24 protein-coding genes are annotated in these 26,215 nt (G+C 59.0%); 13 read left to right on the top strand and 11 right to left on the bottom strand.

What is annotated here, in order from left to right:
* Positions 1-5: 5 nt before the first annotated feature.
* Positions 6-437, top strand: a complete 432-nt coding sequence (gene arsC / locus ACR42C_RS07485; RefSeq protein WP_116341070.1) for a glutaredoxin-dependent arsenate reductase — start codon at positions 6-8, stop codon at positions 435-437.
* A gap of 21 nt (positions 438-458) precedes the next feature.
* On the opposite strand, the gene ACR42C_RS07480 is transcribed toward arsC, so the two are convergent.
* On the bottom strand, positions 459-1,010 hold the full coding sequence (locus ACR42C_RS07480) for a TetR/AcrR family transcriptional regulator (RefSeq protein WP_126786583.1): 552 nt from the start codon (positions 1,008-1,010) through the stop codon (positions 459-461).
* Positions 1,011-1,090: 80 nt separating this feature from the next.
* Here ACR42C_RS07480 and ACR42C_RS07475 point away from each other — a divergent pair, with 80 nt between their 5' ends.
* Positions 1,091-2,305 carry an MFS transporter gene (locus ACR42C_RS07475; RefSeq protein ID WP_116341074.1) on the top strand — a complete coding sequence of 405 codons (1,215 nt, stop codon included), beginning with the start codon at positions 1,091-1,093 and terminating at the stop codon, positions 2,303-2,305.
* Positions 2,295-3,107 carry a Cof-type HAD-IIB family hydrolase gene (locus ACR42C_RS07470; RefSeq protein ID WP_479984947.1) on the top strand — a complete coding sequence of 271 codons (813 nt, stop codon included), beginning with the start codon at positions 2,295-2,297 and terminating at the stop codon, positions 3,105-3,107. The genes ACR42C_RS07475 and ACR42C_RS07470 overlap by 11 nt, the downstream gene beginning before the upstream one ends.
* Positions 3,108-3,600: 493 nt before the next feature.
* Here ACR42C_RS07470 and ACR42C_RS07465 read toward each other — a convergent pair whose 3' ends face one another.
* Complete coding sequence (locus tag ACR42C_RS07465; RefSeq protein ID WP_479984946.1) at positions 3,601-4,833, bottom strand: MdfA family multidrug efflux MFS transporter; 1,233 nt, start codon at positions 4,831-4,833, stop codon at positions 3,601-3,603.
* 168 nt (positions 4,834-5,001) lie between these two features.
* On the opposite strand from ACR42C_RS07465, the gene ACR42C_RS07460 reads away from it, so the two are divergent.
* From ACR42C_RS07460 to deoR, 3 genes are all read left to right on the top strand, one after another.
* Positions 5,002-5,730: a phosphatase PAP2 family protein gene (locus ACR42C_RS07460; RefSeq protein ID WP_479984945.1), complete on the top strand. Its 729-nt coding sequence runs from the start codon at positions 5,002-5,004 to the stop codon at positions 5,728-5,730.
* A gap of 7 nt (positions 5,731-5,737) precedes the next feature.
* A complete protein-coding gene (gene ybjG, locus ACR42C_RS07455; protein WP_166710568.1) occupies positions 5,738-6,346 on the top strand; it encodes an undecaprenyl-diphosphate phosphatase in 609 nt (202 codons plus the stop codon).
* Positions 6,347-6,414: 68 nt separating this feature from the next.
* Positions 6,415-7,173: a DNA-binding transcriptional repressor DeoR gene (deoR, locus tag ACR42C_RS07450; RefSeq protein ID WP_116343420.1), complete on the top strand. Its 759-nt coding sequence runs from the start codon at positions 6,415-6,417 to the stop codon at positions 7,171-7,173.
* Between the two features lie 67 nt (positions 7,174-7,240).
* On the opposite strand, the gene dacC is transcribed toward deoR, so the two are convergent.
* Positions 7,241-8,446 (bottom strand): serine-type D-Ala-D-Ala carboxypeptidase, encoded by a 1,206-nt coding sequence (gene dacC / locus ACR42C_RS07445; RefSeq protein ID WP_116343419.1) that lies wholly within the window; start codon positions 8,444-8,446, stop codon positions 7,241-7,243.
* A 241-nt stretch (positions 8,447-8,687) separates the two neighbouring features.
* On the opposite strand from dacC, the gene ACR42C_RS07440 reads away from it, so the two are divergent.
* Positions 8,688-9,314 carry a glutathione S-transferase family protein gene (locus ACR42C_RS07440; protein WP_316380003.1) on the top strand — a complete coding sequence of 209 codons (627 nt, stop codon included), beginning with the start codon at positions 8,688-8,690 and terminating at the stop codon, positions 9,312-9,314.
* Here ACR42C_RS07440 and ACR42C_RS07435 read toward each other — a convergent pair whose 3' ends face one another.
* Together ACR42C_RS07435 and bssR are read right to left on the bottom strand one after the other, a co-directional pair.
* Positions 9,315-10,433: a PQQ-dependent sugar dehydrogenase gene (locus ACR42C_RS07435; protein WP_163330805.1), complete on the bottom strand. Its 1,119-nt coding sequence runs from the start codon at positions 10,431-10,433 to the stop codon at positions 9,315-9,317.
* Between the two features lie 108 nt (positions 10,434-10,541).
* On the bottom strand, positions 10,542-10,925 hold the full coding sequence (gene bssR / locus ACR42C_RS07430) for a biofilm formation regulator BssR (RefSeq protein WP_116343416.1): 384 nt from the start codon (positions 10,923-10,925) through the stop codon (positions 10,542-10,544).
* 216 nt (positions 10,926-11,141) lie between these two features.
* Between bssR and rimO the strand changes: the two genes are divergently transcribed.
* Positions 11,142-12,467 carry a 30S ribosomal protein S12 methylthiotransferase RimO gene (gene rimO / locus ACR42C_RS07425; protein WP_032639113.1) on the top strand — a complete coding sequence of 442 codons (1,326 nt, stop codon included), beginning with the start codon at positions 11,142-11,144 and terminating at the stop codon, positions 12,465-12,467.
* 108 nt (positions 12,468-12,575) lie between these two features.
* Here the strand turns inward: rimO and gsiD are convergent, their stop codons facing one another.
* Genes gsiD through iaaA form a run of 5 tightly spaced genes read right to left on the bottom strand, consistent with a single transcriptional unit; the run spans position 12,576 to position 18,798 of the window.
* Positions 12,576-13,487 carry a glutathione ABC transporter permease GsiD gene (gsiD, locus tag ACR42C_RS07420; protein ID WP_163330804.1) on the bottom strand — a complete coding sequence of 304 codons (912 nt, stop codon included), beginning with the start codon at positions 13,485-13,487 and terminating at the stop codon, positions 12,576-12,578.
* Between the two features lies 1 nt (position 13,488).
* A complete protein-coding gene (gsiC, locus tag ACR42C_RS07415) occupies positions 13,489-14,409 on the bottom strand; it encodes a glutathione ABC transporter permease GsiC (protein ID WP_116343413.1) in 921 nt (306 codons plus the stop codon).
* 5 nt (positions 14,410-14,414) lie between these two features.
* On the bottom strand, positions 14,415-15,953 hold the full coding sequence (gene gsiB / locus ACR42C_RS07410) for a glutathione ABC transporter substrate-binding protein GsiB (protein WP_116343412.1): 1,539 nt from the start codon (positions 15,951-15,953) through the stop codon (positions 14,415-14,417).
* Positions 15,954-15,976: 23 nt separating this feature from the next.
* On the bottom strand, positions 15,977-17,848 hold the full coding sequence (gene gsiA / locus ACR42C_RS07405; RefSeq protein ID WP_479984944.1) for a glutathione ABC transporter ATP-binding protein GsiA: 1,872 nt from the start codon (positions 17,846-17,848) through the stop codon (positions 15,977-15,979).
* A gap of 11 nt (positions 17,849-17,859) precedes the next feature.
* Positions 17,860-18,798: a beta-aspartyl-peptidase gene (gene iaaA, locus ACR42C_RS07400; protein ID WP_479984943.1), complete on the bottom strand. Its 939-nt coding sequence runs from the start codon at positions 18,796-18,798 to the stop codon at positions 17,860-17,862.
* 188 nt (positions 18,799-18,986) lie between these two features.
* Between iaaA and moeA the strand changes: the two genes are divergently transcribed.
* Positions 18,987-20,219: a molybdopterin molybdotransferase MoeA gene (moeA, locus tag ACR42C_RS07395; RefSeq protein ID WP_479984942.1), complete on the top strand. Its 1,233-nt coding sequence runs from the start codon at positions 18,987-18,989 to the stop codon at positions 20,217-20,219.
* Between the two features lies 1 nt (position 20,220).
* A complete protein-coding gene (gene moeB, locus ACR42C_RS07390; RefSeq protein ID WP_479984941.1) occupies positions 20,221-20,973 on the top strand; it encodes a molybdopterin-synthase adenylyltransferase MoeB in 753 nt (250 codons plus the stop codon).
* 89 nt (positions 20,974-21,062) lie between these two features.
* Here moeB and fsa read toward each other — a convergent pair whose 3' ends face one another.
* Entirely contained in the window at positions 21,063-21,725 is a 663-nt protein-coding gene (fsa, locus tag ACR42C_RS07385) for a fructose-6-phosphate aldolase (RefSeq protein WP_008501195.1), read from the bottom strand.
* Between the two features lie 128 nt (positions 21,726-21,853).
* Between fsa and ACR42C_RS07380 the strand changes: the two genes are divergently transcribed.
* The 3 genes from ACR42C_RS07380 (at position 21,854) to ACR42C_RS07370 (ending at position 26,172) form a co-directional block, all read left to right on the top strand.
* Positions 21,854-22,753 (top strand): glycyl-radical enzyme activating protein, encoded by a 900-nt coding sequence (locus tag ACR42C_RS07380; protein ID WP_479984940.1) that lies wholly within the window; start codon positions 21,854-21,856, stop codon positions 22,751-22,753.
* A 4-nt stretch (positions 22,754-22,757) separates the two neighbouring features.
* Positions 22,758-25,190 (top strand): formate C-acetyltransferase/glycerol dehydratase family glycyl radical enzyme, encoded by a 2,433-nt coding sequence (locus ACR42C_RS07375; RefSeq protein WP_479984939.1) that lies wholly within the window; start codon positions 22,758-22,760, stop codon positions 25,188-25,190.
* 166 nt (positions 25,191-25,356) lie between these two features.
* Positions 25,357-26,172: a Cof-type HAD-IIB family hydrolase gene (locus ACR42C_RS07370; protein WP_479984938.1), complete on the top strand. Its 816-nt coding sequence runs from the start codon at positions 25,357-25,359 to the stop codon at positions 26,170-26,172.
* Positions 26,173-26,215 lie beyond the last annotated feature (43 nt).

The following is a 26,215-nucleotide window of genomic DNA, read 5'->3' as shown; positions in this document are numbered from 1 at the left end:
CTGATATGAGCCACATCACCATTTATCACAACCCCGCCTGCGGCACGTCGCGCAATACGCTGGAGATGATCCGCAACAGCGGCGCGGAGCCGGAGATTATCCTCTATCTGGAAACCCCGCCGTCGCGCGAGAAGCTGACCACTCTGATTGCCGATATGGGCATTTCGGTACGGGATCTGCTGCGTAAAAACGTGGAGCCGTATGAACAGCTCGGCCTTGCCGAAGATACCTTCACCGACGACCAGCTTATCGATTTTATGCTGCAATACCCGATCCTGATTAACCGTCCAATCGTGGTGACGCCGCTTGGCACCCGCCTGTGCCGCCCGTCTGAAGTCGTGCTCGACATTCTGCCGGAGGCGCAGAAAGGGGCGTTTACGAAAGAGGATGGCGAAGCCGTCGTGGACGCCAGCGGGAACAAAATCGAACCCAGGTAAAACTGGCAGGGCGAGTGATGCCTAAAGGTTCCCCTCGCCCGCAATTCTCCCCACCATCGCCCGGATCTCTTCGCGGGTTAACGGCGCCCGGTCAGTGACATAGTGCAGCGTCATCCCTTCGATAAACGCGTCCAGCGCGCGGGTGGTAACCGGGTCGAACCACTGCTCCAGCGTGGTCTGGCTCATCTTCATCCAATCCTGCATCACCGTTTTGAGCGCCGCGCTGCGGTGCATAAAGGCGTAGAGCTGATACATCAGCGCCATGTTGTGCGGCGTGGTCACCTGCGAGCTGTGGATCAGCGTGGTGATGGATTCGCACGCCATTTCCGGCCCGGTGACGCCCGCGAAGAAATCCCGGTACTGCTGCGACATCTGTCGGGTAAACCACGTGAAGGCCTCCTCCAGCAGCGGCTCCATACCGTCGAAATAGTAGGTCATCGACCCCAGCGGCACGCCCGCGCAGGTGGCGATTTTACGGTGCGTGACGGCGTGAATCCCGTGCTCGGCAATGGTATCGAGCGTGGCCTGCAGGATCTTCTCCCGGCGATGCGGATCGTTCGGTGGTCTGCTCATAAATTCCTCACGTGGTTTATGTACAAATGTACACAAACTTGCTAGTGTTGTCGCTATCGTTGTACTTCTGGTGCTCCCCAATGACGCTGACCTCTCCCCGTAAAGCCCTGCAGCTCCGCATGTGGGCGCTGTTTATGTTCTTCTTCATTCCCGGCCTGCTGATGGCCTCCTGGGCCACGCGCACCCCCGCCATTCGCGATATTTTGTCCGTTTCTACCGCTGAGATGGGCATCGTCCTGTTCGGCCTGTCGATAGGCTCCATGAGCGGCATTCTCTGCTCTGCCTGGCTGGTTAAGCGCTTCGGTACGCGGGCGGTGATCCGCACCACCATGTGCTTCGCGGTGTTCGGGATGGTGATATTAAGCGTGGCGCTGTGGTTTGCCTCGCCGGTGCTGTTTGCCCTGGGGCTGACGGTATTTGGCGGCAGCTTCGGTTCGGCTGAGGTTGCCATCAACGTTGAAGGGGCTGCGGTCGAGCGCGAGATGAATAAAACCGTGCTGCCGATGATGCACGGCTTTTACAGCCTCGGCACCCTCGCCGGTGCGGGTGTGGGGATGGCGCTGACGGCCACCGGCGTGAGCGCGAATCTGCATATTCTGCTGGCGGCGCTGGTGTGCATCATTCCGATCCTGACCGGCATCCGGGCGATCCCGAACGGCACCGGCAAGAATTCCGCTGAAGAACAGCATTCGGCGGAAAAAGGGCTGCCCTTCTACCGCGATTTCCAGCTGATGCTCATCGGCGTGGTGGTGCTGGCGATGGCCTTCGCGGAAGGTTCCGCCAACGACTGGCTGCCGCTGCTGATGGTGGACGGTCACGGCTTTAGCCCGACCTCCGGTTCGCTGATTTACGCCGGGTTTACGCTGGGGATGACCGTCGGGCGCTTCACCGGCGGCTGGTTTATCGACCGCTACAGCCGCGTGGCGGTGGTGCGCGCCAGCGCCCTGCTGGGCGGCCTGGGTATTGCGATGATCGTCTTTGTGGACGTGGACTGGATTGCCGGGGTCTCGGTGATCCTCTGGGGTCTGGGCGCGTCGCTCGGCTTCCCGCTGACCATTTCAGCCGCCAGCGATACCGGCCCGGATGCCCCGACGCGCGTCAGCGTGGTGGCGACCACGGGCTATCTTGCCTTCCTGGTCGGGCCACCGCTGCTCGGCTTCCTCGGCGAGCACTACGGGCTGCGCAGCGCCATGCTGGTGGTATTAGGGTTGGTCATCATCGCGGCGCTGGTGGCGCGCGCGGTGGCAAAGCCGGAAACGAATCAAACGACACTGGAGAAGGGATATGAGCGTTAAACTGATCGCCGTCGACATGGATGGCACATTCCTGAGTGATGCCAAGACCTATAACCGCCCGCGCTTTCTGGCGCAGTATGCGCGCATGAAGGCACAAGGCATTCGCTTCGTGGTCGCCAGCGGTAACCAGTACTACCAGCTGATCTCCTTTTTCCCGGAGATCGCGCATGAAATTGCGTTCGTCGCCGAAAACGGCGGCTGGGTGGTCGATGCCGGGGAAGATGTATTCAACGGCGAGCTGACAAAAGCGCATTTCAGCACCGTAGCCACCGTGTTGAACGATGTTCCCGGCATTGAGATTATCGCCTGCGGGAAAGGCAGCGCCTACACCCTTAAGGCCTATGACGATGCCTTCATTGATATCGCGTCAAAATATTATCACCGCCTCGAAAGGGTGCAGGATTTCGACAACCTGAACGACATCTTCTTCAAGTTCGGGCTCAACGTTTCCGATGATGAAATTCCGCGCATTCAGGCGCTGCTGCATGAAAAGCTGAGCGACATTATGGTGCCCGTCACCACCGGTCACGGCAGCATTGACCTGATTATCCCCGGCGTGCATAAAGCCAACGGTCTGCGGATCCTGCAAAAGCGCTGGGGTATAGACGATAGCGAAGTGGTTGCCTTCGGCGACAGCGGCAACGACGTGGAGATGCTGCGCCAGTCCGGGTTCAGCTTTGCGATGGCGAATGCCAGACCGCATATTAAAGCGGCGGCGCGTTTTGAAGCGCCGCACAATAACGATGAAGGCGTTTTAGACGTGATTGATAAGGCGCTGGATGGGGAGGCGCCGTTTAATTGACCGCGTGCGGTCTGGTGCCCTCACTCTGACCCTCTCCCACAGGGCTGAGGGATCCCCACAAATTAATGCGAGCAGTGAGTAATCCCCTCGCCCCTTTAGGGAGAGGGTTAGGGTGAGGGGAAACATACGGCTCCGGTGGTCATTCCGTTCACTTTATGTTTCTTGCTACTCTGTAAGGACATGACCGGTGAACGTGCCAGGGCGGCTCAATCGCCACCGCCCTGGCGACCCGGGCTCCCGGCGGTAAATCGCCGCTTCGCGGTACCCTCAGCTTATTCCTTCAGGCTATCGGGTCGGGCATGAGCCTGCATCCCTGCAGGCCACGCCCTCTCGGCGCATCCGTGCGCCTCGCCCCGGCCTTACGGAAACGCTTCGGCGATTTACAGCCGGACCAGGGCGTCGCTGAAAGCTTTAACTCGTTCTGAAACAACCTTATTGCTTCTGCTTATAAATTACTGGGGATCCCTCAGCCCACGGGTAGAGGGAATAATAATTAGGGTTGCAGGGCGTTTCCGACGCGTTTGTCCTTCAGGAACACCACCATCAGGCCAACCCACAGCACGCCGTTGGCAAGGTTAAACAGGCTGAACAGACCGTTGCCGCCCAGAGCGTAGGCATGCTTGCTCACTTCGATACCGACGGTAAAAATCAGCATCTGCAGCATCCCCATCGCCGCGGACACCGTGCCTTTACTCATCTCGCTCGCAAACAGCGTCAGGCGCACCAGGCCGGCGTTCGCCACGCCAATCCCGAAAGCATAAATACTCAGCCCCGCCGTCATCCACAAGTAGGCGTGGGATGACGCGACGGTCGCCACCGCAGCAAGAATCAGACCTGCCGCAATCGGCCAGCCGCCCATAATAATCAGGGAACGCACGGTGCGGCGAGACGTCAGACGGGCCAGCACCAGGTTACCGATAATCAGCGCGCCAAAGATCGGCACCTGCAGCAGGCCGTACTCGTAACTGCTGAGTTTTTCACCGCTGATGATTATCACCGGTGACTGCGCGATCCACGCCAGCAGCGGCAGGCTAACGAATCCGGTCGCCAGCGCCCCCGCCACAAAGCGGCCATTTTTCAGCACAGCTTTGTAATCCCGGCCCAGCTCTTTCAACGAGAGTTTTTCGCCCAGACGGGTAGCCGTTTCCGGCATCGCACGGTGCAGGCCGAAGAACGCAATAGCGGCGAAAACGGCAAAGAGCACAAACATCCCTTCCCACGGTGCAACGTGCACCCATGCGGCCCCCACCAGCGGCCCGAGTAAGGGGGCGATCAGCGCCACGTTCGCCATCAGCGCGGTAATTTTGATACACACCGCCTCTTCAAACGACTCCTGAATGGCGGCATACCCCACGGCGCCGATAAAGCACAGGCTGACCCCCTGCAGGAAGCGCAGCAGGGTAAATTGCTCAATGTTTTGTGCCAGCAGCGTAGCAAGACAGGTGACGATAAACCACACCACACCCGTCAGCATGACCGGGCGGCGGCCAATACGATCCGACAGCGGGCCTAACAGCCACTGTAAAAACATGCCGCCGGCCAGGTAGGCGGTCATGGAGGTCGGCACCCACTCAATTCCCGCGTTGTACTGCTCCACAACGGCCAGCATACCGGGCTGGATCATATCGTTGCCGATATAGGTAGAGAATTCGTAGAGCACCAGACACAGGGGGAAAAGCAACGCCTGACGACCCAGACGTGAACCAGAAGTAGAACGGTTTAACATGCAATCTCTTTATGATGACAAAATCGCGACGAGTGTAATGAAATGCCGCAGCCCGAGATAGTAATTTATCGAGGATAAACAGAAATAAAGCACATATCGTCTTCGTTTAAGGTTTCCTTAAGTTGACAGATTTATGATAGCCCGATTATTCGTCAACGACCTCATATTATGGCACTCACCTCCAGCCGTTCAGAATTGTCTAACTTACAGACAAATAAGACAAAACGACTTTACCGCTTACCGCCCCGCTTTTATGGTTATCAGCTTTTAGTGCTAATAGCCCTTACCGTGGTGTTTACGTGGCTATCGCGCAATGAAGCGTTCGACAGATGGATCACCGGCTTTTGGTATGACTCGGCGACACAGACTTTCCCGCTGCAGAAAGACCACCTGCTGGATCTGCTGAACCATCGTCTGGCGAAGTACATTGCGATCGCCTTAGGCGCCATGGCGCTGTTTTACGGCGCTTATAAACGTAATGCAAGGCTGGTCACCGCTGCGCTGCTGATGGGGCTTGGCGCGCTGGTGGTCGGCGTGCTGAAAAGCATGAGCCACCATAGCTGTCCGTGGGATCTGGTGGAATATGGCGGTAAGGCCGTGTCTTACCCTCTGTTCAGTTCCGTTCCGGCAGACAGCGGTCCGGGGCGCTGTTTCCCAGGAGGTCATTCCTCCAGCGGCTTTATGGTGATGGGGCTGTTTTTTGCCTTCTGGCGCGAGCGTCCGCGTCTCGCCTGGAGTTTTGTTGCCCTCGGCGTGCTGCTCGGTCTGGCGATGGGCTTCGGTCAGGTCATGCGCGGGGCACATTTTTTCTCTCACAACCTGTGGGCCGGGTGGTGGGTCTGGTTTTCCCAGGTGGCAGTCTACGGGCTGGTTTCCACCCGGTTTGCAAAAGAGTGATAACGCTATGCTAGAGAATCTGAATTATCAGCTGTTTTATCTGATCAACGCCACCCCGGCCTCGCCAGAGTGGATGATCGATTTTGCCACCTTTCTGGCGAAAGACCTTATCAGTATTGTGCCTGCGCTGGCAGCCATTCTCTGGCTGTGGGGGCCCCGCAGCCAGGTCAAGGCGCAGCGCCAGCTGGTGATTAAAGTGGCGATGGCACTCGGAGTAAGCGTACTGGTTAGCTATATTCTCGGCCACGCGTTCCCACACGATCGTCCGTTTGTCGATCGCATCGGCTATACCTTCCTGCACCACGCGCCGGATGACTCATTCCCGAGCGATCACGGTACGGTTATCTTCACCTTCGCGCTGGCTTTCCTGTTCTGGCATCGCCTGTGGTCTGGTGCAGTCCTGATGGTGGCGGCCCTGGCAATCGCCTGGTCTCGCGTTTACCTGGGCGTTCACTGGCCGCTCGATATGGTGGGCGGTTTCCTGGTCGGGCTGATTGGCTGCGTGAGCGCGGCTATCCTGTGGAGCCTCTTCGGTGAAGCGCTCTACCGCACGCTGTCTTCACTCTATCGTGCCATTTTCGCTATCCCGATCCGCAAAGGCTGGATACGTGACTAACCCCAACCTGACAGGTTACACTTGAACCCCCGCCCTGCGGGGGTTCACTTTTTTTATCCCGAGGAACTATGGAAACACGTCGCGATGACCGCATTGCTCAGCTGCTACAGGCGCTGAAGCGCAGCGATAAGCTGCATCTTAAGGAAGCCGCCAACCTCCTCGGCGTCTCAGAGATGACCATTCGTCGGGATCTGAACAGCGACAGCGCTCCCGTGGTGCTGCTGGGCGGGTATATTGTGCTTGAGCCGCGTAGCGCCAGCCATTATCTGATCAGCGACCAGAAGACGCGGCTGGTGGACGAGAAACGCAAAGCCGCGCGCCTTGCGGCCACGCTGGTACAGCCGCACCAGACGCTGTTTTTTGACTGCGGAACGACCACGCCGTGGATTATCGAAGCCATCGACAGCAGCATTCCTTTTACCGCCGTGTGCTACTCCCTCAACACCTTTCTGGCGCTTCAGGAGAAACCCGAGTGCAGGGTAATCCTCTGCGGCGGCGAGTTTCACGCCAGCAACGCCATCTTCAAGCCGCTTAACCTGCAGGACACGCTCAGCAATTTATGCCCGGACATCGCGTTTTATTCTGCCGCAGGCGTGAACGTGCGCCAGGGTGCAACCTGCTTTAATCTGGAAGAGCTGCCGGTGAAGCACTGGGCGTTAAACGCCGCGCAGTACCATGTGCTGGTGGTCGATCACAGTAAGTTTGGCAAGGTGCGTTCGGCAAGAATGGGCGAGCTGGCGCAGTTTGACGCCATCGTCAGCGATTGCCGCCCGGACGACGAGATCGTGGCCCATGCAAAGGCGCAGCAGGTGAAGTTGATGTATTAAGAGGGGTGCGGCCTGACGCCCTCACCCCGGCCCTCTCCCAAAGGGAGAGGGAGAAAACCCACAAGATTTAACTAAACCAGCTGCCAAACCACCCGTGGAATTTCATCAACACGAAATCCCACATCCGGCTAAAGAAACCGCCCTCTTCTACCGCTTCCATCACAATCAGCGGACGCTGTTCAATCGACTTGCCGTTTAGCTGGAAATCAATCGTCCCGACCACCTGGCCTTTTTTCAGCGGCGCGGTGAGCTGCGGGTCAGTCAGGGTATAGCTGGCCTTCAGGTTTTTCAGCTGGCCGCGCGGAATGGTCACGGAACCGGCCTCACCTGCCCCCAGATTCACCTCGCTCTTGTCACCAAACCAGACGCGCTGGCTGACGAACGTGGCATCCGGTTTAATCGGCGTCACGGTTTCATAGAAGCGGAAGCCCCAGGTCAGCAGTTTTTCTGATTCATTAAAGCGGATGCGGTCGGTTTTGGTGCCCAGCACCACCGAGATCAGACGCATATCGCCCTGCGTCGCGGAGGCCACCAGGTTATAGCCCGCACCGGCCGTAGTGCCGGTCTTCATTCCGTCCACGTTGACGTTGCTGCTCCACAGCAGACGGTTGCGGTTCGGCTGGCGAATTTTGTTGAAGGTAAATTCTTTCTCTTTGTGGATGGCGTATTCATCCGGCACGTCATGGATCAGCGCTTTCCCCAGCAGCGCCATGTCGCGCGCGGTACTGAATTGTCCCGGCGCATCCAGACCGTGAACCGTTTTGAAGGTGGTGTTGGTTAAGCCGAGCTTCTGCGCATAGCCATTCATTAAACCAATGAAAGAATCCTGGCTGCCGGCAACGTAATCGGCCAGCGCGATGCACGCATCATTTCCCGACTGAATGATTACCCCTTTATTCAGATCGGAGACGGAGACCTGATCGCCAGGCTTCAGGAACATCACCGACGAGCCGCGCAGCGCCGGGTTTCCGGTCGCCCAGGCATCCTTCCCGATGGTAACCATATCGTCCAGCTTGATCTTGCCCGCTTTTAACGCCTGCCCGACGACATAGCTGGTCATGATTTTGGTCAGGCTCGCCGGATCGAGTTTCTCATCGGCATTGCCTTCCGCCAGCACTTTACCGCTGGAATAATCCATCAGTATCCAGGCGCGCGCGTCCACTGGCGGCGCTTCGGGCGCAGCCTGTTCAGCCGCGTAGAGCGTTGGTGCAAACAGGAAAAGGAGCGCAGAGCCTGCCGCCAGGCTGCGCAGAGAAGTCATTTTTCGCGTCATAAATGCCACCCGAGTGTCCATTCAAAAATTACGTCACATCACCGTGTCGCAAGAAGCGATGAGTAATAGCGCACTAAAACGGTTAAAGAAACCCAACGAGGGTAAAGTTATTAAAGTTTATGCAATAACATTCATTTACGCTTTGATTCAGGCGATTTTTTTGTCTTCTGTTGCGTAATTGTTAGGTTTATCTCACCATGGCGAAAAGCCGACCCGGATTCACATCTCATCAGGAGAAAATATGATTACGCTGTGGGGCAGGAACAATTCGACCAACGTTAAGAAAGTGCTCTGGACGCTGGAAGAGCTGGATTTACCGTTTAATCAAATCATGGCTGGAATGGCGTTTGGCGTGAACAAAGAGGCCGACTTTCTGGCCATGAACCCGAACGGCCTGGTGCCGCTGCTGCGCGATGACGAAACAGACGCGACGCTTTGGGAGTCCAACACCATTGTGCGTTACCTCGCCGCCCAGTACGGTCTTGGCCGCCTGTGGGTTGAAAACCCGGCGCAGCGCGCCCAGGGTGAGAAATGGATGGACTGGGCAAACCAGACGCTCTCCCCCGTTCACCGCGTGATCCTGATGGGGCTGGTGAGGACCCCTGAAGCCGAGCGCGACTACCCTGCTATTCATGCCGCGCAGGATGCCTGCGAAAACCTGTTTGCCATGATGGATGACGAACTGGCGAACCACGCCTGGTTCTCCGGTGAGGCGTTCGGCGTGGGTGATATTGCCGTTGCGCCGTTCGTCTGGAACCTGACCAACCTCGGTCTGAAGTGGACCCCGCGCCCGCACCTTGAGCGCTGGCTTAAACAGCTGAGCGATCGCCCGGCATACCGTAACGTGGTGATGATCCCGGTCACCTGATTACGCTCCGGACGGGCTGACTTTCAACAGCTGCCCGTCCGTTTCATCCGTCAGTACATACAGATACCCGTCCGGCCCGACCCGCACGTCGCGAATGCGCTGTTCCCGGTCGCCCAGGATCCGACCGTCCTCCGTGACCCTGTTGCCGTCCACGCTCAGCACGATAACGTCCTTCTCCTTCAGTGCGCCGATAAACAGCTTGTTTTTCCACTGCGGGAACACGTCGCTGTTGTAGAACGCCATGCCGCTGACGGCGGGTGACACTTTCCAGACAAACAGTGGCTTCTCCGCGCCCTCAACGTGCTCGCCTTTGGCCTCCGGGATTTTCAGCCCGCTGTAGTTGATGCCGTGCGTCGCCAACGGCCAGCCGTAATTTTTGCCCTTCTCCGGGATGTTGATTTCATCCCCGCCGCGCGGGCCGTGCTCGTTCAGCCACAGCGTGTCGCTCCACGGGTTCATCGCCATTCCCTGCGGGTTGCGAATACCATAAGACCAGATTTCAGGCCGCGCGCCGGAGGTATTCACAAACGGGTTATCCGGCGGCACTTTGCCGTCTTCGGTGAGGCGCACCACTTTACCCTGCAGCTTGTCCAGATCCTGCGCCGTCGGGCGCTGGTTGTTCTCGCCGAGTCCGATAAAGAGATACCCTTTTCCGTCGAACACCAGTCGCCCGCCAAAATGGTTTCCGGTAGAGAGTTTCGGCATCTGGCGGAACACCACCTGAAATCCCTCGATGCGGGAAAAATCGTCGCTCAGGCGGCCATAGCCCACCGCCGTTCCGGCCTTGCCGTCCTGCCCGGCTTCGGCATAGCTCAGCCAGACGCGACGCGACTTTTCAAAATCCGGCGCCAGCACCACGTCCAGCAGTCCTCCCTGGCCGTTCGCCCACACCTTCGGCACGCCGACAATGGGATCGGAAAGCCCTTTCCCGGCCTGCCAGCGCTTGAGCTGCCCGCCCTTAAGGGTGACCAGTAAACCGTTATTGCCCGGCAGGAACGCCATCGACCACGGGTGATCGAGTCGGTTTTGCAGCACCTCAACCTTCACCGCCTCTGGCGCGGCAATAAGCGAAAACGGAATGAATAACGCAGGCAGGAAAATCAACGAGGATCGAGGCATAACGCGCTCCTTTTTCGGCATATGGCATAAAGATTAGCCATTACCTCCGGGCGCGTTACCACTTTTACAAAAGCTTAATCAGATGGGGGGAGTTGTCTCCCCCCGGGCTCAGTGCTGTGAAAGCGTCTCGTGCTTATTCAGGCACATGATGCAAAGAGAGAGCGTTGTCAGGCAGTTTTCAAGCTTCTCCGCGTTAACAGCGATAAAATTCGGGCAGTCGTGGCGTCCGTTCATCAAACATACCCCTGCAATGGAGAGCACCTCAGCGGCACGGCGCAGCGCCATTAGCTCGCATTCATCGTATTCCGCCTTCAGGGTTGGTGCTTTTTCACGCATGAAATTACACAGTTCAAACAGGTTATCACGCAGATGTTCGCTTTCGCTGACTGACATATAGCCCTTTGCCTTCCTGAGCTGCAGATAGGCGGCCAGGTCGATTCGGGCGTTGATCAGCTTGTTAAGCAGATCGCGTTTCAGTCTGTCAACGGACATGCTATTTCCTCCTCTGTCAGCCATATTGCACATTCAGAATAAGTTCATTTTTTGTACAGTTTAATGCCTGAGATCAATTATTCTTAACCAATTAACATTATTTACAATGTTACAACCTCTACCCGGCCCATCCCGCTTGCAAAGAGTGTATAAATCCCACGCGATACGCTGTAAAATCCCGCCCTGATAACTCCATAATTGATGAATTTTTAACCTATGAGCAATGTTACGCACCAGCCGAAAATCGGCTTCGTCTCCCTGGGCTGCCCGAAAAACCTGGTGGATTCCGAACGCATCCTGACCGAACTGCGCACCGAAGGCTATGACGTGGTGCCAAGCTACGACAACGCCGATATGGTGATAGTGAACACCTGTGGCTTTATCGACAGCGCGGTGCAGGAGTCACTGGAAGCCATCGGTGAAGCCCTGACCGAAAACGGCAAAGTGATCGTGACCGGCTGTCTGGGTGCGAAAGAAGACCAGATCCGCGAAGTGCACCCGAAGGTGCTGGAGATCACCGGCCCGCACAGCTACGAGCAGGTGCTGCAACATGTTCATCACTACGTGCCAAAACCCAAGCACAACCCGTTCCTGAGCCTGGTGCCGGAACAGGGCGTGAAGCTGACGCCGCGCCACTACGCTTACTTAAAAATTTCTGAAGGCTGCAACCATCGCTGCACCTTCTGCATTATCCCGTCCATGCGTGGCGATCTGGTGAGCCGTCCGATTGGCGAAGTGCTGGCGGAAGCTAAACGCCTGGCCGACGCGGGCGTGAAGGAGTTGCTGGTGATTTCCCAGGACACCTCCGCGTACGGCGTGGACGTTAAGCACCGCTCCGGGTTCCACAACGGCGAGCCGGTGAAAACCAGCATGGTGGGCCTGTGCGAGCAGCTGTCTAAACTGGGTATCTGGACGCGTCTGCACTACGTCTACCCGTACCCGCACGTTGACGACGTGATCCCGCTGATGGCGGAAGGCAAAATCCTGCCATACCTGGATATCCCGCTGCAGCACGCCAGTCCGCGTATCCTGAAGCTGATGAAGCGCCCTGGCTCGGTTGACCGCCAGCTGGCGCGCATCAAGCAGTGGCGCGAGATCTGCCCGGAATTGACCCTGCGCTCCACCTTCATCGTCGGCTTCCCGGGTGAAACCGAAGAAGACTTCCAGATGCTGCTCGACTTCCTGAAAGAAGCGCGTCTTGACCGCGTCGGCTGCTTCAAATACAGCCCGGTAGAAGGCGCAACCGCCAACGAGCTGGCGGACCAGGTGCCGGAAGAGGTGAAAGAAGAGCGCTGGAACCGCTTCATGCAGCTGCAACAGCAGATCTCTGCCGAGCGTCTGCAGGAAAAAGTGGGCCGCGAAATTATGGTCATCATCGACGAAGTGGACGAAGAAGGCGCGATTGGCCGCAGCATGGCGGACGCCCCTGAAATCGACGGCGCGGTGTACCTGAATGGCGAAACCAACGTTAAGCCGGGCGATATTATTCGCGTGAAGGTTGAAAACGCCGACGAGTATGACCTGTGGGGTAGCCGGGTTTAATTACATTCCCCTCACCCCGGCCCTCTCCCCAAAGGGGCGAGGGAGAAAACCGCACCGAGCAGTCCCCTCTTCCCTCCGGGGAGAGGGTTAGGGTGAGGGGCAATAAACCTACCCCTTAATCCTCGGATCCAGCGCGTCGCGCAGCCCGTCCCCCAGCAAATTAAACGCCAGCACGGTCAGAAAAATCGCCAGACTCGGGAAGATCGCCACGTGCGGCGCAATCACCATATCCGCCCTCGCCTCGTTCAGCATCGCGCCCCACTCCGGCGTCGGCGGCTGAGCCCCCAACCCTAAAAACGACAGGCTGGCCGCCGAGATAATCGACACCCCGATACGCATGGTGAAATAGACCACGATGGACGATACCGTGCCCGGCAGAATATGGCTAAAGAGGATGGTAGCATCGCTTGCCCCCATGCTGCGGGCGGATTCGATAAAGGTTTGCTGTTTCAGCACCAGCGTGTTGCCGCGCACCAGGCGCGCAAATGCAGGGATTGAGAACACCGCGACGGCGATAATCACGTTCGCCATACCACTGCCCATGATCGCCACCACGGCAATCGCCAGCAGAATGCCGGGGAAGGCAAACAGCACGTCGCAGATGCGCATGATGATGCGGTCCCACCAGCCTTCGTAATACCCGGCGACAAGCCCCAGCACGGTCCCGATGGCCGCGCCGATCAGCACCGCGAACACTCCGGCGGCGAGAGAAATCTGCGCCCCCACAAGCACGCGGCTGAAGATATCGCGACCGAGGGAGTCCACGCCGAACCAGTGCAGCATCGACGGTCCGTCGTTCAAACGGTCGTAGTCAAAATAGTTCTCCGCATCAAACGGCGCCACCCAGGGCGCAACGATCGCCACCGCGATCAGCAGCAGCACAAACAGCCCCGCCGCCATCGCGACCGGCTGACGGCGAAAACGCCGCCAGAATTCGGACCACGGCGTGCGGACATGCTCCGGTTTCAGCCCCGGCATCGCGCTCAAAACGGCCTGACGCCGCCAGTTCAACAATCGCATCTTACTTGTACCTGATGGCCGGGTTAATGGCGGCGTAGAGCACGTCCACCACTAAGTTGATAAGAATAAACTCCAGCGAGAAAAGCAGCACTTCCGCCTGAATCACCGGGTAGTCGCGCATCTCGACGGAATCGACCAGCAGACGTCCCAGCCCCGGCCAGTTGAAGACCTTTTCCACGACGATAGAGCCGCCCAGCAGGAAGCCAAACTGCAGCCCCATCATCGTCACCACCGGGATCATCGCATTGCGGAACCCGTGCTTGAGAATGACCCACTTCTCGCTGACCCCTTTCGCCCGCGCGGTGCGAATATAATCTTCGCTAAGCACGTCCACGAACGAGGCGCGGGTAAAGCGGGCCATCACCGCCGACACGGCCGCGCCCAGCGTCATGGAGGGCAGAATATAATGCTTCCAGGTATCGGCCCCGACGGTCGGCAGCCAGCCCAGCTCGACGGAGAAGATCTGCATCAGCAGCATCCCCAGCGCGAACGCCGGGAAGGAGATGCCGGTCACCGCCAGCGCCATGCCGAGCTTGTCCGGCCAGCGGTTGCGCCAGACGGCCGCGACAATCCCGGCGCCAAGCCCAAACACCACCGCCCAGCTCATGCTGGCTATCGTTAACCAGAACGTCGGCATAAAGCGGCTGGCAATCTCCTCCGACACCGGACGGCGCGACACCATCGAGATACCAAAATCGCCCTGCAGAACGTTGCAGATATAATGGATGAACTGCATATACAGCGGCTGGTCGAGGCCAAGCTGCTTACGCACCAGGTCAATGACGGTGGCATCCGCTTCAGGCCCGGCAACCAGACGCGCCGGATCGCCCGGCAGCATGTGGACAAACAGAAACACCAGCACCGCCACAATCAGCAGCGTCGGGATAAGCCCCAGCAGGCGTTTACAAACATAGTTCAGCATGAGGTTTATTTTAAATCCGCATCGTCAAAGCTAAAACCCGTGTCCGGCATGATGTAGAACCCGGTCAACGCTTTGTTATGGGCTGACACCAGTTTCTCCACCACCAGCGGCACCCACGGCGACTCTTTCCAGATAATATCCTGCGCGTCTTTGTAGAGGCGCGCTTTCTCTTCCGGTTTGGTGGTTTTCAGGGCATCGGCCAGGTCTTTGTCCACCTGCGGATTGCTGTAAAACGCGGTGTTGAACAAGGTTGGCGGCCAGTTCTGCGAGGCAAACAGCGGCGACAGCGCCCAGTCGGCTTCACCGGTCGAGGCTGACCAGCCGGTGTAGAACATCCGCACGCCGCTCTCTTTCTGCCCTTTCCCCTCCACTTCTGCCGCACGCTGCCCGGCATCCATCGCGGTGACCTGCGCCTTAATCCCCACCTGCGCCAGCTGCTGCTGGGTAAACTGCAGCACCTTCTGGGCAGTACTGTGATTATGCGACGACCACAGCGTGGTGCTGAAACCGTTCGGGAAGCCCGCCTCTTTCAGCAGCTCGCGCGCTTTGGCCGGATCGTACGGCCACGGCTGATAGCTTTGCGCATAGGCGATAGCCGGCGGCAGCACGCCGGTCGCCGGGGTAGCATAGCCGGCAAAAGCGACCTTCACCAGCGCCTGCCGGTTAATGGCATAGTTGATGGCCTCACGCACCTTCGGATTATCGAATGGCTTTTGCGTGACGTTCATGCTGATGTAGCGCTGCATGATCGACGGGCTGGCGACCAGTTCCAGCTTGCTGTTTTTCTGCAGAATGGCGGCCTGCTCGTACGGGATCGGGAAGGCAAACTGCGCCTCGCCGGTTTGCAGCATCGCCGCGCGGGTGTTGTTGTCCACCACCGGACGCCAGGTGATGGTGTCCAGCTTCGGCAGCCCTTTCTGCCAGTATCCCGCGAATTTCTTCACCTTCACAAAATCGGTCTGGTTCCAGGTGAGCAATTCGTAAGGACCAGTGCCAACAGGATGGAAGCCGATCTCCTTGCCGTATTTTTTCAGCGCGGCAGGGGAAATCATCGCCGTTGCCGGATGCGCCAGAATATTGATAAACGCGGAGAACGGCTCTTTCAGGGTGATTTTTACCGTCGCCGGGTCGACCACCTCGGTGCTGGCGATATTTTTATACAGGTTATAGCGCTTGAGGCTATTTTCCGGATTGCTGGCGCGATCGAGGTTAACCTTCACCGCCTCCGCATTGAAATCTGTCCCGTCCTGGAACTTCACGCCGGTTCTGAGCTTGATGGTATAAACCAGCCCGTCTTCGGACACGGTGTATCCCTCCGCCAGCACGTTTTTGAGCTTCATCTCTTTATCCAGGCCAAACAGGCCCTGATAGAACGATTTTGCCACCGCCTGAGAGAGCGTGTCGTTGGCGTCGTACGGATCGAGCGTGGTGAAGTTGGAGCCGACGGCGACCACCACATCTTTGGCGGCGAACGCGGGGGCAGCGGCCAGGGCTGCCGTCACGCTCGCGGCTAACAACCATCTACGCGCTACAAAAGTAACCATTGTGTTCTCCTGCCTGTTGTAAGTTATAACCGCGAAAACGCATTGTCCTGACGCGGGGGAGCCACGAAGTGGCCAGGACCGACCTCGCGCAGCGTCACGCGCTCCACGGCCTCGCCGCGTTTACGTATGTTGCTCGGCATTTCATCCTGCAGCAGCACGCGCTGGCCGTGACGGTGCGCCGGATCGGCAACCGGGACCGCCGCGATAAGCTTGCGGGTATACGGATGCTGCGGGTTTTCAAACACCGCCCTTCGCGGCCCAATCTCGACTATTTGCCCCATAAACATCACCGCCACTCGGTGGCTGATGCGTTCCACCACCGCCATATCGTGCGAGATAAACAGGAAGGCAATTCCCATATCCCGCTGTAAATCCAGCAACAGGTTGATAATTTGCGCCCGGATGGAAACATCCAGCGCCGAGACGGACTCATCGGCAATCACCACCTTCGGGTTCAGCGCCAGCGCGCGGGCGATGCAGATACGCTGACGCTGTCCGCCGGAAAACTCGTGCGGATAACGCCAGGCGTGTTCCGGCTTCAGGCCGACGCGCTCCAGCAGCCATGCCACGCGACGCTGTGCCGCCTCGCCGTCGAGCAGGTTATGTACCCGCAGCGGCTCCATAATCGAATACCCCACCGTGTGGCGCGGGTCGAGAGAGGCATACGGATCCTGGAAGATAAACTGAATATCCCGCCGCACCGCCTGTAATTTGTTATCTGGCAGGGTGTCGATACGTTCACCGTTAAAGGTTATCGTCCCCTCCTGCGTCTCCACGAGCCTGAGCAGCGCCCGCCCGGTGGTGGATTTCCCGCAGCCGGACTCCCCCACCAGCGCCAGCGTTTCGCCCGGCCAGAGATCGAAACTGACGTTTTCCACCGCGTGCACTTCGCGCTTTACGCGGTTGAAAATTCCGCTGCGCAGCGGAAAACGGGTGACCAGATCGCGCACTTCCAGAATGGGCTTACCCGGCACCACGGTGTCCTGCTCGCGCTCATCCTCCTGCGGCTCAGACGCCTCGAGAGAAATCAGGGGGAAGCGGCGCGGCAAATCGCTGCCGTTCATCGCCCCCAGGCGCGGTACCGCCGCCAGCAGCGCTTTGGTATAAGGATGAACCGGCGCGTGAAAGATCTGCTCGACCGGGCCAGTTTCCACCGCGCTGCCCTTGTGCATGACCAGCACCCGATCGGCAATATCGGCGACCACGCCCATATCGTGGGTGATAAAGATCACCCCCATCTCCATCTCCTGCTGCAGCACTTTGATGAGCTGCAGGATCTGCGCCTGAATCGTCACGTCCAGCGCCGTCGTCGGTTCATCGGCAATCAGCACCGCCGGACGGCAGGAGAGCGCCATGGCAATCATTACCCGCTGGCGCATGCCGCCGGAGAGCTGATGTGGGTAGCGCCCCAGAATGGCCTGCGCCTCCGGAATGCGCACCAGCTCCAGCATCCGTCGGGCCTCTTTCAGCGCCTCATCGCCGCTCAGACCCTGATGCAGCCGGATGGACTCGGCAATTTGCTCCCCGACCGGGAAAACCGGGTTGAGCGAGGTCATTGGCTCCTGGAAGATCATCGCGATATCTGCCCCGCGCACGCCCTGCATCTGCGCGCCACTCAGCTCGTTTAAATCAATGACCTGACGGTTACGGCGGCGCAGGAGCATTTTCTCGCTGCCGATCTGCCCGCCCGTCTGTTCCAGCAGGCGCATCAGCGCCAGCGCGGTGACCGATTTACCGGAACCGGACTCGCCAACAATCGCCAGCGTCTCGCCGCGCCTGAGCGAGAACGATAAATTCTGTACTGCGGGGATGAACTGCCGCTCTTCCTGAAACGCAATATTCAGCTGGTGGACAGCCAGCACCTCGCGGTTGTCCAGCTCTTCACTGTGCGGCACGCGCTGCCCCCTTATTCACGATAGATGCCCGTGCTCGGCTCATCACCGGCGTAACCCCAGGCGCGATACATCCCTTCGCTGTTAAACGGCAGAGCCACATTGCCCTCACGATCCACGGCAATGAGCCCGCCGACGCCGCCCAGGGCAGGCAGTTTCTCCATCACCACGCGCTCGCAGGCTTCGCTCAGGCTTAAGCCGCCGTAATCCATCAGCGCGGTGATGTCGTAGGCCGCCAGGGCGCGGATAAACACTTCCCCGGTGCCGGTACACGACACCGCCGCCGTGGCGTTATTGGCATAGCAGCCCGCGCCCGGCAGCGGGCTGTCGCCGACGCGTCCGGGCAGCTTGTTGGTCGTCCCGCCCGTTGACGTCGCCGCCGCGAGGTTTCCGGCCTTATCCAGCGCCACCGCACCGACCGTGCCCATTTTGGTGGTTTCATCAAGCGGCGCACTATGGTCAAGCTGCGTCATGCCCGCCGTTCGGGCTTCCAGCAGCTGTTGATAGCGTTCTTCCGTGGAAAACAGATCCGGCGATACCGGTTCCATGCCGTGCTCAAAGGCAAATTTCTCCGCTCCGGCGCCCGCCAGCAGAACGTGCGAGCTCTCCTCCATCACCAGTCGCGCCGCCAGCACCGGATTTCGCAGATGGCTCACGCCCGCCACGGCACCCGCCTTCAGGGTGACGCCGTCCATCACGCAGGCGTCCAGCTCGTGGGTTTCATCCCGGGTAAAGACCGAACCGATTCCGGCGTTAAAGAGCGGACACTCTTCCAGCAGGCGCACCGCCTCGGTGACCACATCCAGCGCGCTCTCGCCCGCTTCCAGCATTCTCTGGCCCGTTTCCACAATGGCGTACAGAGCGTCAATGTAGCGCTTTTCCTGCTCGGGGCTGAGCTGCGCACGGGTGATTGCCCCGGCGCCACCATGAATTGCGATTACCGCATTAACCATTCGCATCACCCGTTAGCCTGATTTGCGGCTTTTTCTATAAATATCATTATCGTCGATGAAACTTCAGATGATTTTTGAATATAGAAAGACGCAACAGTGATGTAAAGCGTACACCCATCGGGTCATACAGTTAGCCGCACTTTTCTGCCATAATGAGCGCTTTCGTTGTTACTCCGCAGGAGCCCACCATGGATTTTACCGCCGGACTGATGCCGCTTGAGACGGCACTCTCGCAGATGCTTGACCGCATTACTCCCCTGCACGATGTCGAAACGCTGCCGCTTGTGCACTGTTTTGGCCGCATTGCCGCGCGCGATATCGTCTCTCCGCTTAACGTACCGGGGTTCGATAACTCCGCGATGGACGGTTACGCGGTGCGCATGGCGGATCTCCGGACGGGTAACGCCCTGCCGGTGGCGGGTAAAGCCTTTGCGGGTCAGCCGTTTAGCGGTGAGTGGCCTGCGGGCACCTGCGTACGCATCATGACCGGCGCGCCGGTTCCGGCAGGCTGCGACGCCGTGGTGATGCAGGAAGAGACCGAACAGACCGACGACGGCGTGCGTTTTACTGCGAGCGTTAAAGCGGGCCAAAACATCCGTCGCACGGGCGAAGATATCACGCTTGGCGCAACGGTCTTTGCCGCCGGGCAGAAGCTGACGGTGGGTGAACTGCCTGTGCTGGCCTCGCTGGGCATCGCCGACGTCGACGTTATCCGCAAGGTGCGCGTGGCGGTGTTCTCCACCGGCGACGAGCTGCAGCTTCCGGGCCAGCCGCTGCAGGACGGTCAGATTTACGATACCAACCGCCTGGCGGTACACCTGATGCTGGAGCAGCTGGGCTGCGAGGTGATTAACCTCGGCATTATTCCTGACGATCCGGAAAAACTGCGCGCCGCGTTTATCGAGGCGGATAACGCCGCCGATGTGGTCATCAGCTCCGGCGGCGTATCGGTTGGCGAAGCGGATTACACTAAAACCCTTCTCGAAGAGCTGGGCGAAATCGCCTTCTGGAAACTGGCGATCAAGCCGGGCAAACCGTTCGCCTTTGGCAGGCTTCCGCACAGCTGGTTCTGCGGCCTGCCGGGTAACCCGGTCTCTGCCGCGCTGACCTTCTACCAGCTGGCGATCCCGCTGCTGGCGAAGCTTTCCGGCAACAAAGCCAGCCCGCTGCCGGAACGCCTGCGCGTGCGTGCCGCCACGCGTCTGAAAAAATCGCCGGGCCGTCTCGATTTCCAGCGCGGTATTCTGGCGCGCAACGCGGACGGTGAGCTTGAAGTGAGCACAACCGGACATCAGGGCTCGCACATTTTTAGCTCCTTCAGTCTGGGCAACTGCTTCATCGTGCTGGAGCGCGAACGCGGCAACGTGGAAGCCGGCGAATGGGTCGAGGTCGAGCGCTTTAACCACCTGTTCGGAGGCTGACATGACGGTGGAGCTGAGCGACCAGGAGATGATGCGCTACAACCGCCAGATCGTGCTGCGCGGGTTTGACTTTGAGGGCCAGGAAGCGCTCAAGGCAGCCAATGTGCTGGTCGTCGGTCTCGGCGGGCTGGGCTGCGCCGCCGCGCAGTACCTTGCCGCAGCGGGCGTTGGCAGGATGACGCTGCTGGATTTCGATACCGTGTCGGTGTCCAACCTGCAGCGCCAGACGCTGCACAGCGACGCGACGGTGGGCCAGCCGAAAGTGGAATCCGCCAGAGCGGCGCTGGCGCGCATTAACCCGAACATCCAGTTCACCCTGATTGACGCAATGCTGGATGACGACGCGCTCTCCGCGCAGATTGCCCGGCACAATCTGGTCCTGGACTGCACTGATAACGTCACCGTCCGTAATCAGCTCAACGCGGGCTGTTTTGCTCACAAAACCCCGCTGGTTTCCGGCGCGGCCATCCGTATGGAGGGGCAAATCAGCGTCTTCACGTACGCCGAAGGTGACCCCTGCTATCGCTGCCTGAGCCGCCTGTTCGGTGAGAACGCGCTAACATGCGTCGAGGCGGGCGTGATGGCGCCGCTCGTTGGCGTGATTGGTTCATTGCAGGCGATGGAAGCGATCAAAGTGCTGGCGCGCTACGGCACGCCTGCCGCGGGGAAAATCGTGATGTATGACGCGATGACCTGCCAGTTCCGCGAGATGAAGCTGATGCGTAACCCGGGGTGTGAGGTTTGTGGAGGTTAAAGCAAACGGCAACCTTCAGGTTGCCGTTTTAGTGTTTGCTCCCTCTCCCTGTGGGAGAGGGTTGGGGTGAGGGCATCTGGCCGCACCCGTCAGATGGACGTCCGTCCAAACGCCCCCTGCCAGTCCTGCTCAAACTTCACAATCGCCGCATCCACAGCCGGAGACGTAATAAACTGCTGCGCCACGTCCAGCGGCAGCGTGATGGACTCGCACCCTGCCAGCAGGCAGTCCAGCGCCTGACGCGGCGTTTTGAAGCTCGCGGCCAGCACCTTTGACTGCGGGGCGTGCAGCGTCAGCAGCTGTTGCAGCTCAATCACCGTCTGGATCCCATCCCCGCCCTGCGCGTCCACGCGGTTGACGTAAGGGGCCACATACTCCGCCCCCGCCAGCGCGGACAACATTCCCTGCGCGGCACCGTACACCGCGGTGCCCAGCGTCGGGATCCCTTCCGCTTTCAGCATTTTAATGGCAGCCAGCCCTTCTGCGGTCACCGGCACTTTCACCACCAGATCGTTAATGATGGCCCGCAGCTTACGCGCGTCCTCCACCATCCCTTCGGCGGTGGTCGCCATCACCTGGGCGAACAGGCGCCCTTTACCACCCAGCGCGTCGTGCAGCGCGGGCAGCAGCTCGTCGAGCGGCGTTTTACCTGCCGCCACAATGCTTGGGTTGGTGGTCACGCCCGCCAGCGGGAAGATACGCGCCAGCTTTTTGACTGCCGCAACGTCAGATGTGTCGAGATAAAGTTCCATGATGTCACCCTCAAAATTAGCCTGCACTTACCCTATCACGACAAAACCTGCTCAAGAGTTGACCTGCATCAAGATAAATTTCATTCGAAAGTAATTTAATCTTCATATGCAAGATGAGAGGCGAAATCATGATCTTCAATATTCAGCGTTACTCTACCCACGACGGCCCCGGTATTCGAACCGTGGTGTTCCTGAAAGGCTGCTCGCTGGGCTGTCGCTGGTGCCAGAACCCGGAAAGCCGCTCCCGCAGCCGGGACGTGCTATTTGATTCGCGTCTGTGCCTGGAAGGCTGCGACCTGTGCCAGCAGGCGGCACCGGGCTGCATCGAACGCGCGCTGAACGGGCTGGTCATCCATCGCGAAAAGCTGAGTGAAGAGACGCTTAATGCCCTGACCGACTGCTGCCCGACGCAGGCGCTGACCGTCTGCGGTGAAGAACAGCAGGTCGAGGAGATCATGGCGACCGTACTGCGCGATAAACCCTTCTACGACCGCAGCGGCGGCGGCATCACCCTCTCCGGCGGCGAACCATTTATGAACCCGGAGCTGGCGCACGCCCTGTTTAAAGCCAGCCACGAACAGGGGATCCACACCGCCGTCGAAACCTGCCTTCACGTGCCGTGGCATTATATCGAGCCGTCATTACCGTACGTCGATCTGTTCCTCGCCGACCTGAAGCATGTGGATAGCGAAGTGTTTAAACAGTGGACCGACGGCTCGGCCAAACGGATCCTGGATAACCTGAAGCGCCTCGCGGCTGCCGGGAAAAAGATCACCATTCGCGTGCCGCTGATCCAGGGCTTCAACGCGGATGAAGCGTCCATTACCGCCATTACCAATTTCGCCGCCGATGAACTTGGCGTCGAGGATATTCATTTTCTGCCGTATCACACGCTGGGCATGAACAAATACAGCCTGCTCGGCCAACCCTACTCTGCCCCTGACAAACCGCTGGATAACCCTGCCCTGCTGGACTTCGCGCAGCAGTACGCCTGCCAGAAAGGGTTAACCGCGACCTTACGAGGATAAACCTATGACCACCCTGAATCTCAACACCCTCAGCGAGCGCATTAAAGCGCATAAAATGGCGCTGGTGCATATCGTTAAGCCGCCGGTCTGCACCGAGCGCGCACAGCATTACACCGAGATGTACCAGCAGCACATGGACAAGCCGATCCCGGTGCGTCGCGCTCTGGCGCTGGCGCATCACCTGGCTGAACGCACCATCTGGATCAAACACGACGAGCTGATTATTGGTAACCAGGCAAGCGAAGTGCGCGCCGCGCCGATTTTCCCGGAATACACCGTCTCCTGGATTGAGAAAGAGATTGACGATCTGGCGGACCGCCCGGGCGCGGGCTTTGCAGTGAGCGAAGAGAACAAGCGCGTACTGCATGAAATCTGCCCGTGGTGGCGCGGCCAGACGGTGCAGGATCGCTGCTACGGCATGTTTACCGACGAGCAGAAAGGCCTGCTGGAAACCGGCATTATCAAAGCCGAGGGCAACATGACCTCCGGCGACGCGCACCTGGCGGTGAACTTCCCGCTGGTGCTGGAAAAAGGTCTCGACGGCCTGCGCGCCAAAGTGGCCGAGCGCCGCTCGCGCATCAACCTGACGGTGCTGGAAGACCTGCACGGCGACCAGTTCCTGAAGGCGATTGATATCGTGCTGGAAGCCGTCAGCCTGCACATCAAACGCTTCGCCGATCTGGCGCGTGAGATGGCGTCTGCGGAAACCAGCGAAAGCCGCCGCGACGAGCTGCTGGCGATGGCGGAAAACTGCGACGTGATTGCTCACGAGCCGCCAAAAACCTTCTGGCAGGCGCTGCAGCTGTGCTACTTCATTCAGCTGATCCTGCAGATTGAATCTAACGGTCACTCGGTGTCATTTGCCCGAATGGATCAGTATCTCTACCCGTACTACCGCCGCGACGTGGAGCTGGACCAGAGCCTGGACCGCGAGCACGCCATCGAGCTGCTGCACAGCTGCTGGCTGAAGCTGCTGGAAGTGAACAAAATCCGCTCCGGCTCGCACTCGAAAGCTTCCGCCGGTAGCCCGCTGTACCAGAACGTCACCATTGGCGGCCAGAAGCTGGTCAACGGTGAGCCGATGGACGCGGTGAACCCGCTCTCCTACGCGATTCTGGAATCCTGCGGTCGCCTGCGCTCCACCCAGCCTAACCTGAGCGTGCGCTACCACGCGGGGATGAGCAACGACTTCCTCGACGCCTGCGTGCAGGTGATCCGCTGCGGCTTCGGGATGCCGGCGTTCAACAACGATGAAATCGTAATCCCGGAATTCATCAAGCTCGGCGTTGAACGCGACGACGCCTACGACTACGCGGCCATCGGCTGCATCGAAACCGCGGTGGGCGGCAAGTGGGGCTACCGCTGCACCGGCATGAGCTTTATCAACTTTGCCCGCGTGATGCTCGCCGCGCTGGAAGGCGGCCGCGATGCCACCAGCGGCAAGGTATTCCTGCCGCAGGAGAAAGCGCTCTCCGCCGGTAACTTCGACAACTTCGACGAAGTGATGGCAGCCTGGGATACACAGATCCGCTACTACACCCGCAAATCCATCGAGATTGAGTACGTCGTGGACACCATGCTGGAGGAGAACGTCCACGATATTCTCTGCTCGGCGCTGGTGGACGACTGCATCGAGCGCGCGAAAAGCATCAAGCAGGGCGGCGCGAAGTATGACTGGGTCTCCGGCTTGCAGGTGGGGATCGCCAACCTCGGCAACAGCCTGGCGGCGGTCAAGAAGCTGGTGTTCGAACAGGGCACTATCGGTCAGCAGCAGCTGGCGGCCGCCCTGGCGGATGACTTCGACGGGCTGACTCACGAGCAGCTGCGCCAGCGTCTGATTAACGGTGCGCCGAAGTACGGCAACGACGACGACAGCGTGGACATGCTGCTGACGCGCGCCTATCAGACCTACATCGAAGAGCTGAAGCAGTACCACAACCCGCGCCACGGCCGCGGCCCGATTGGCGGTAACTACTACGCGGGAACGTCGTCCATCTCCGCCAACGTGCCGTTTGGCGCGGCAACGATGGCGACCCCGGACGGACGTAAGGCGCACACCCCGTTGGCGGAAGGGGCAAGCCCGGCTTCCGGTACGGACCACCTCGGCCCGACGGCGGTGATCGGCTCGGTCGGTAAACTGCCGACGGAAGCGATTCTTGGCGGCGTACTGCTGAACCAGAAACTGAACCCGTCGACGCTGGAAAACGACAGCGATCGCCAGAAGCTAATGGTGCTGCTGCGCACCTTCTTCGAGGTGCATAAGGGCTGGCATATTCAGTACAACATCGTCTCGCGCGAAACGCTGCTGGAAGCGAAGAAACACCCGGACCAGTATCGTGATCTGGTGGTGCGCGTCGCGGGCTACTCGGCATTCTTCACCGCCCTGTCGCCGGATGCGCAGGACGATATTATTGCGCGTACTGAGCATACGCTGTAAGAAAACGCCCGGTGGCGCTGCGCTTACCGGGCCTACAGAGTCTCCCCGTAGGCCGGGTAAGGCGAAGCCGCCACCCGGCTTTCTGACTTTCATTCGAAATTAAATTTGTGCTCCCCGTCACCTTGTTATTAGAATGTTTCAAAACGCAGTGACCCAGGAGCACAGTATGACCGTTAAAGTTATCGTCACCGATATGGACGGAACTTTCCTTGATGATGCCAAGCAGTACGATCGTGACCGCTTCCAGGCACAGTTTGAGCAGCTTAAATCCCGCGACATCGAATTCGTTGTCGCCAGCGGCAATCAGTATTACCAGCTCATCTCCTTCTTCCCCGAACTGAAAGACCAGATCTCCTTCGTGGCGGAAAACGGCGCGCTGGTGTTCGACCACGGCGAACAGGTTTTCCACGGCGAACTGACCCGCCATGAGTCGCAGATCGTCATTGGCGAACTACTGAAAGACAAAGGGCTGAACTTCGTGGCCTGCGGTCTGGAGAGCGCCTACGTCAGCGACCAGGCCCCGGACGCGTTCGTGGCGCTGATGTCAAAGCACTACCACCGCTTAAAGCGCATCAGCGATTACCGCGACATTGACGACGTGCTGTTTAAATTCTCCCTGAACCTGCCGGACAGCGATATCCCAACTCTGGTGGATAAACTGCACGTCTCCCTGGACGGCATTATGAAGCCGGTCACCAGCGGCTTTGGCTTTGTGGATTTGATTATCCCCGGCCTGCACAAGGCCAACGGCATCAGCCGCCTGCTGAAACGCTGGAAAATCTCCCCGCAGGAGTGCGTCGGCATTGGCGACAGCGGCAACGATGCCGAGATGCTGAAGCTGGTGAAATACTCTTTTGCGATGGGCAACGCGGCAGAGAGCATCAAAGAAATCAGCCGCTACAGCACTGACGACAACAACCTTCAGGGCGCGCTGAACGTCATTCAGGCCGTGCTCGACAACCATTCCCCGTTCGACGCCTGATCCTCTCCTCGCCGGAGCCTCGCTCCGGCCTCTCACTCTTTTT

The sequence above is a fragment of the Enterobacter sp. MG-EB028 genome (genome assembly GCF_056673305.1).
The sequence above is the reverse complement of the archived record's forward strand: the minus strand, read 5'-3'. Positions and strand labels throughout refer to the sequence as shown.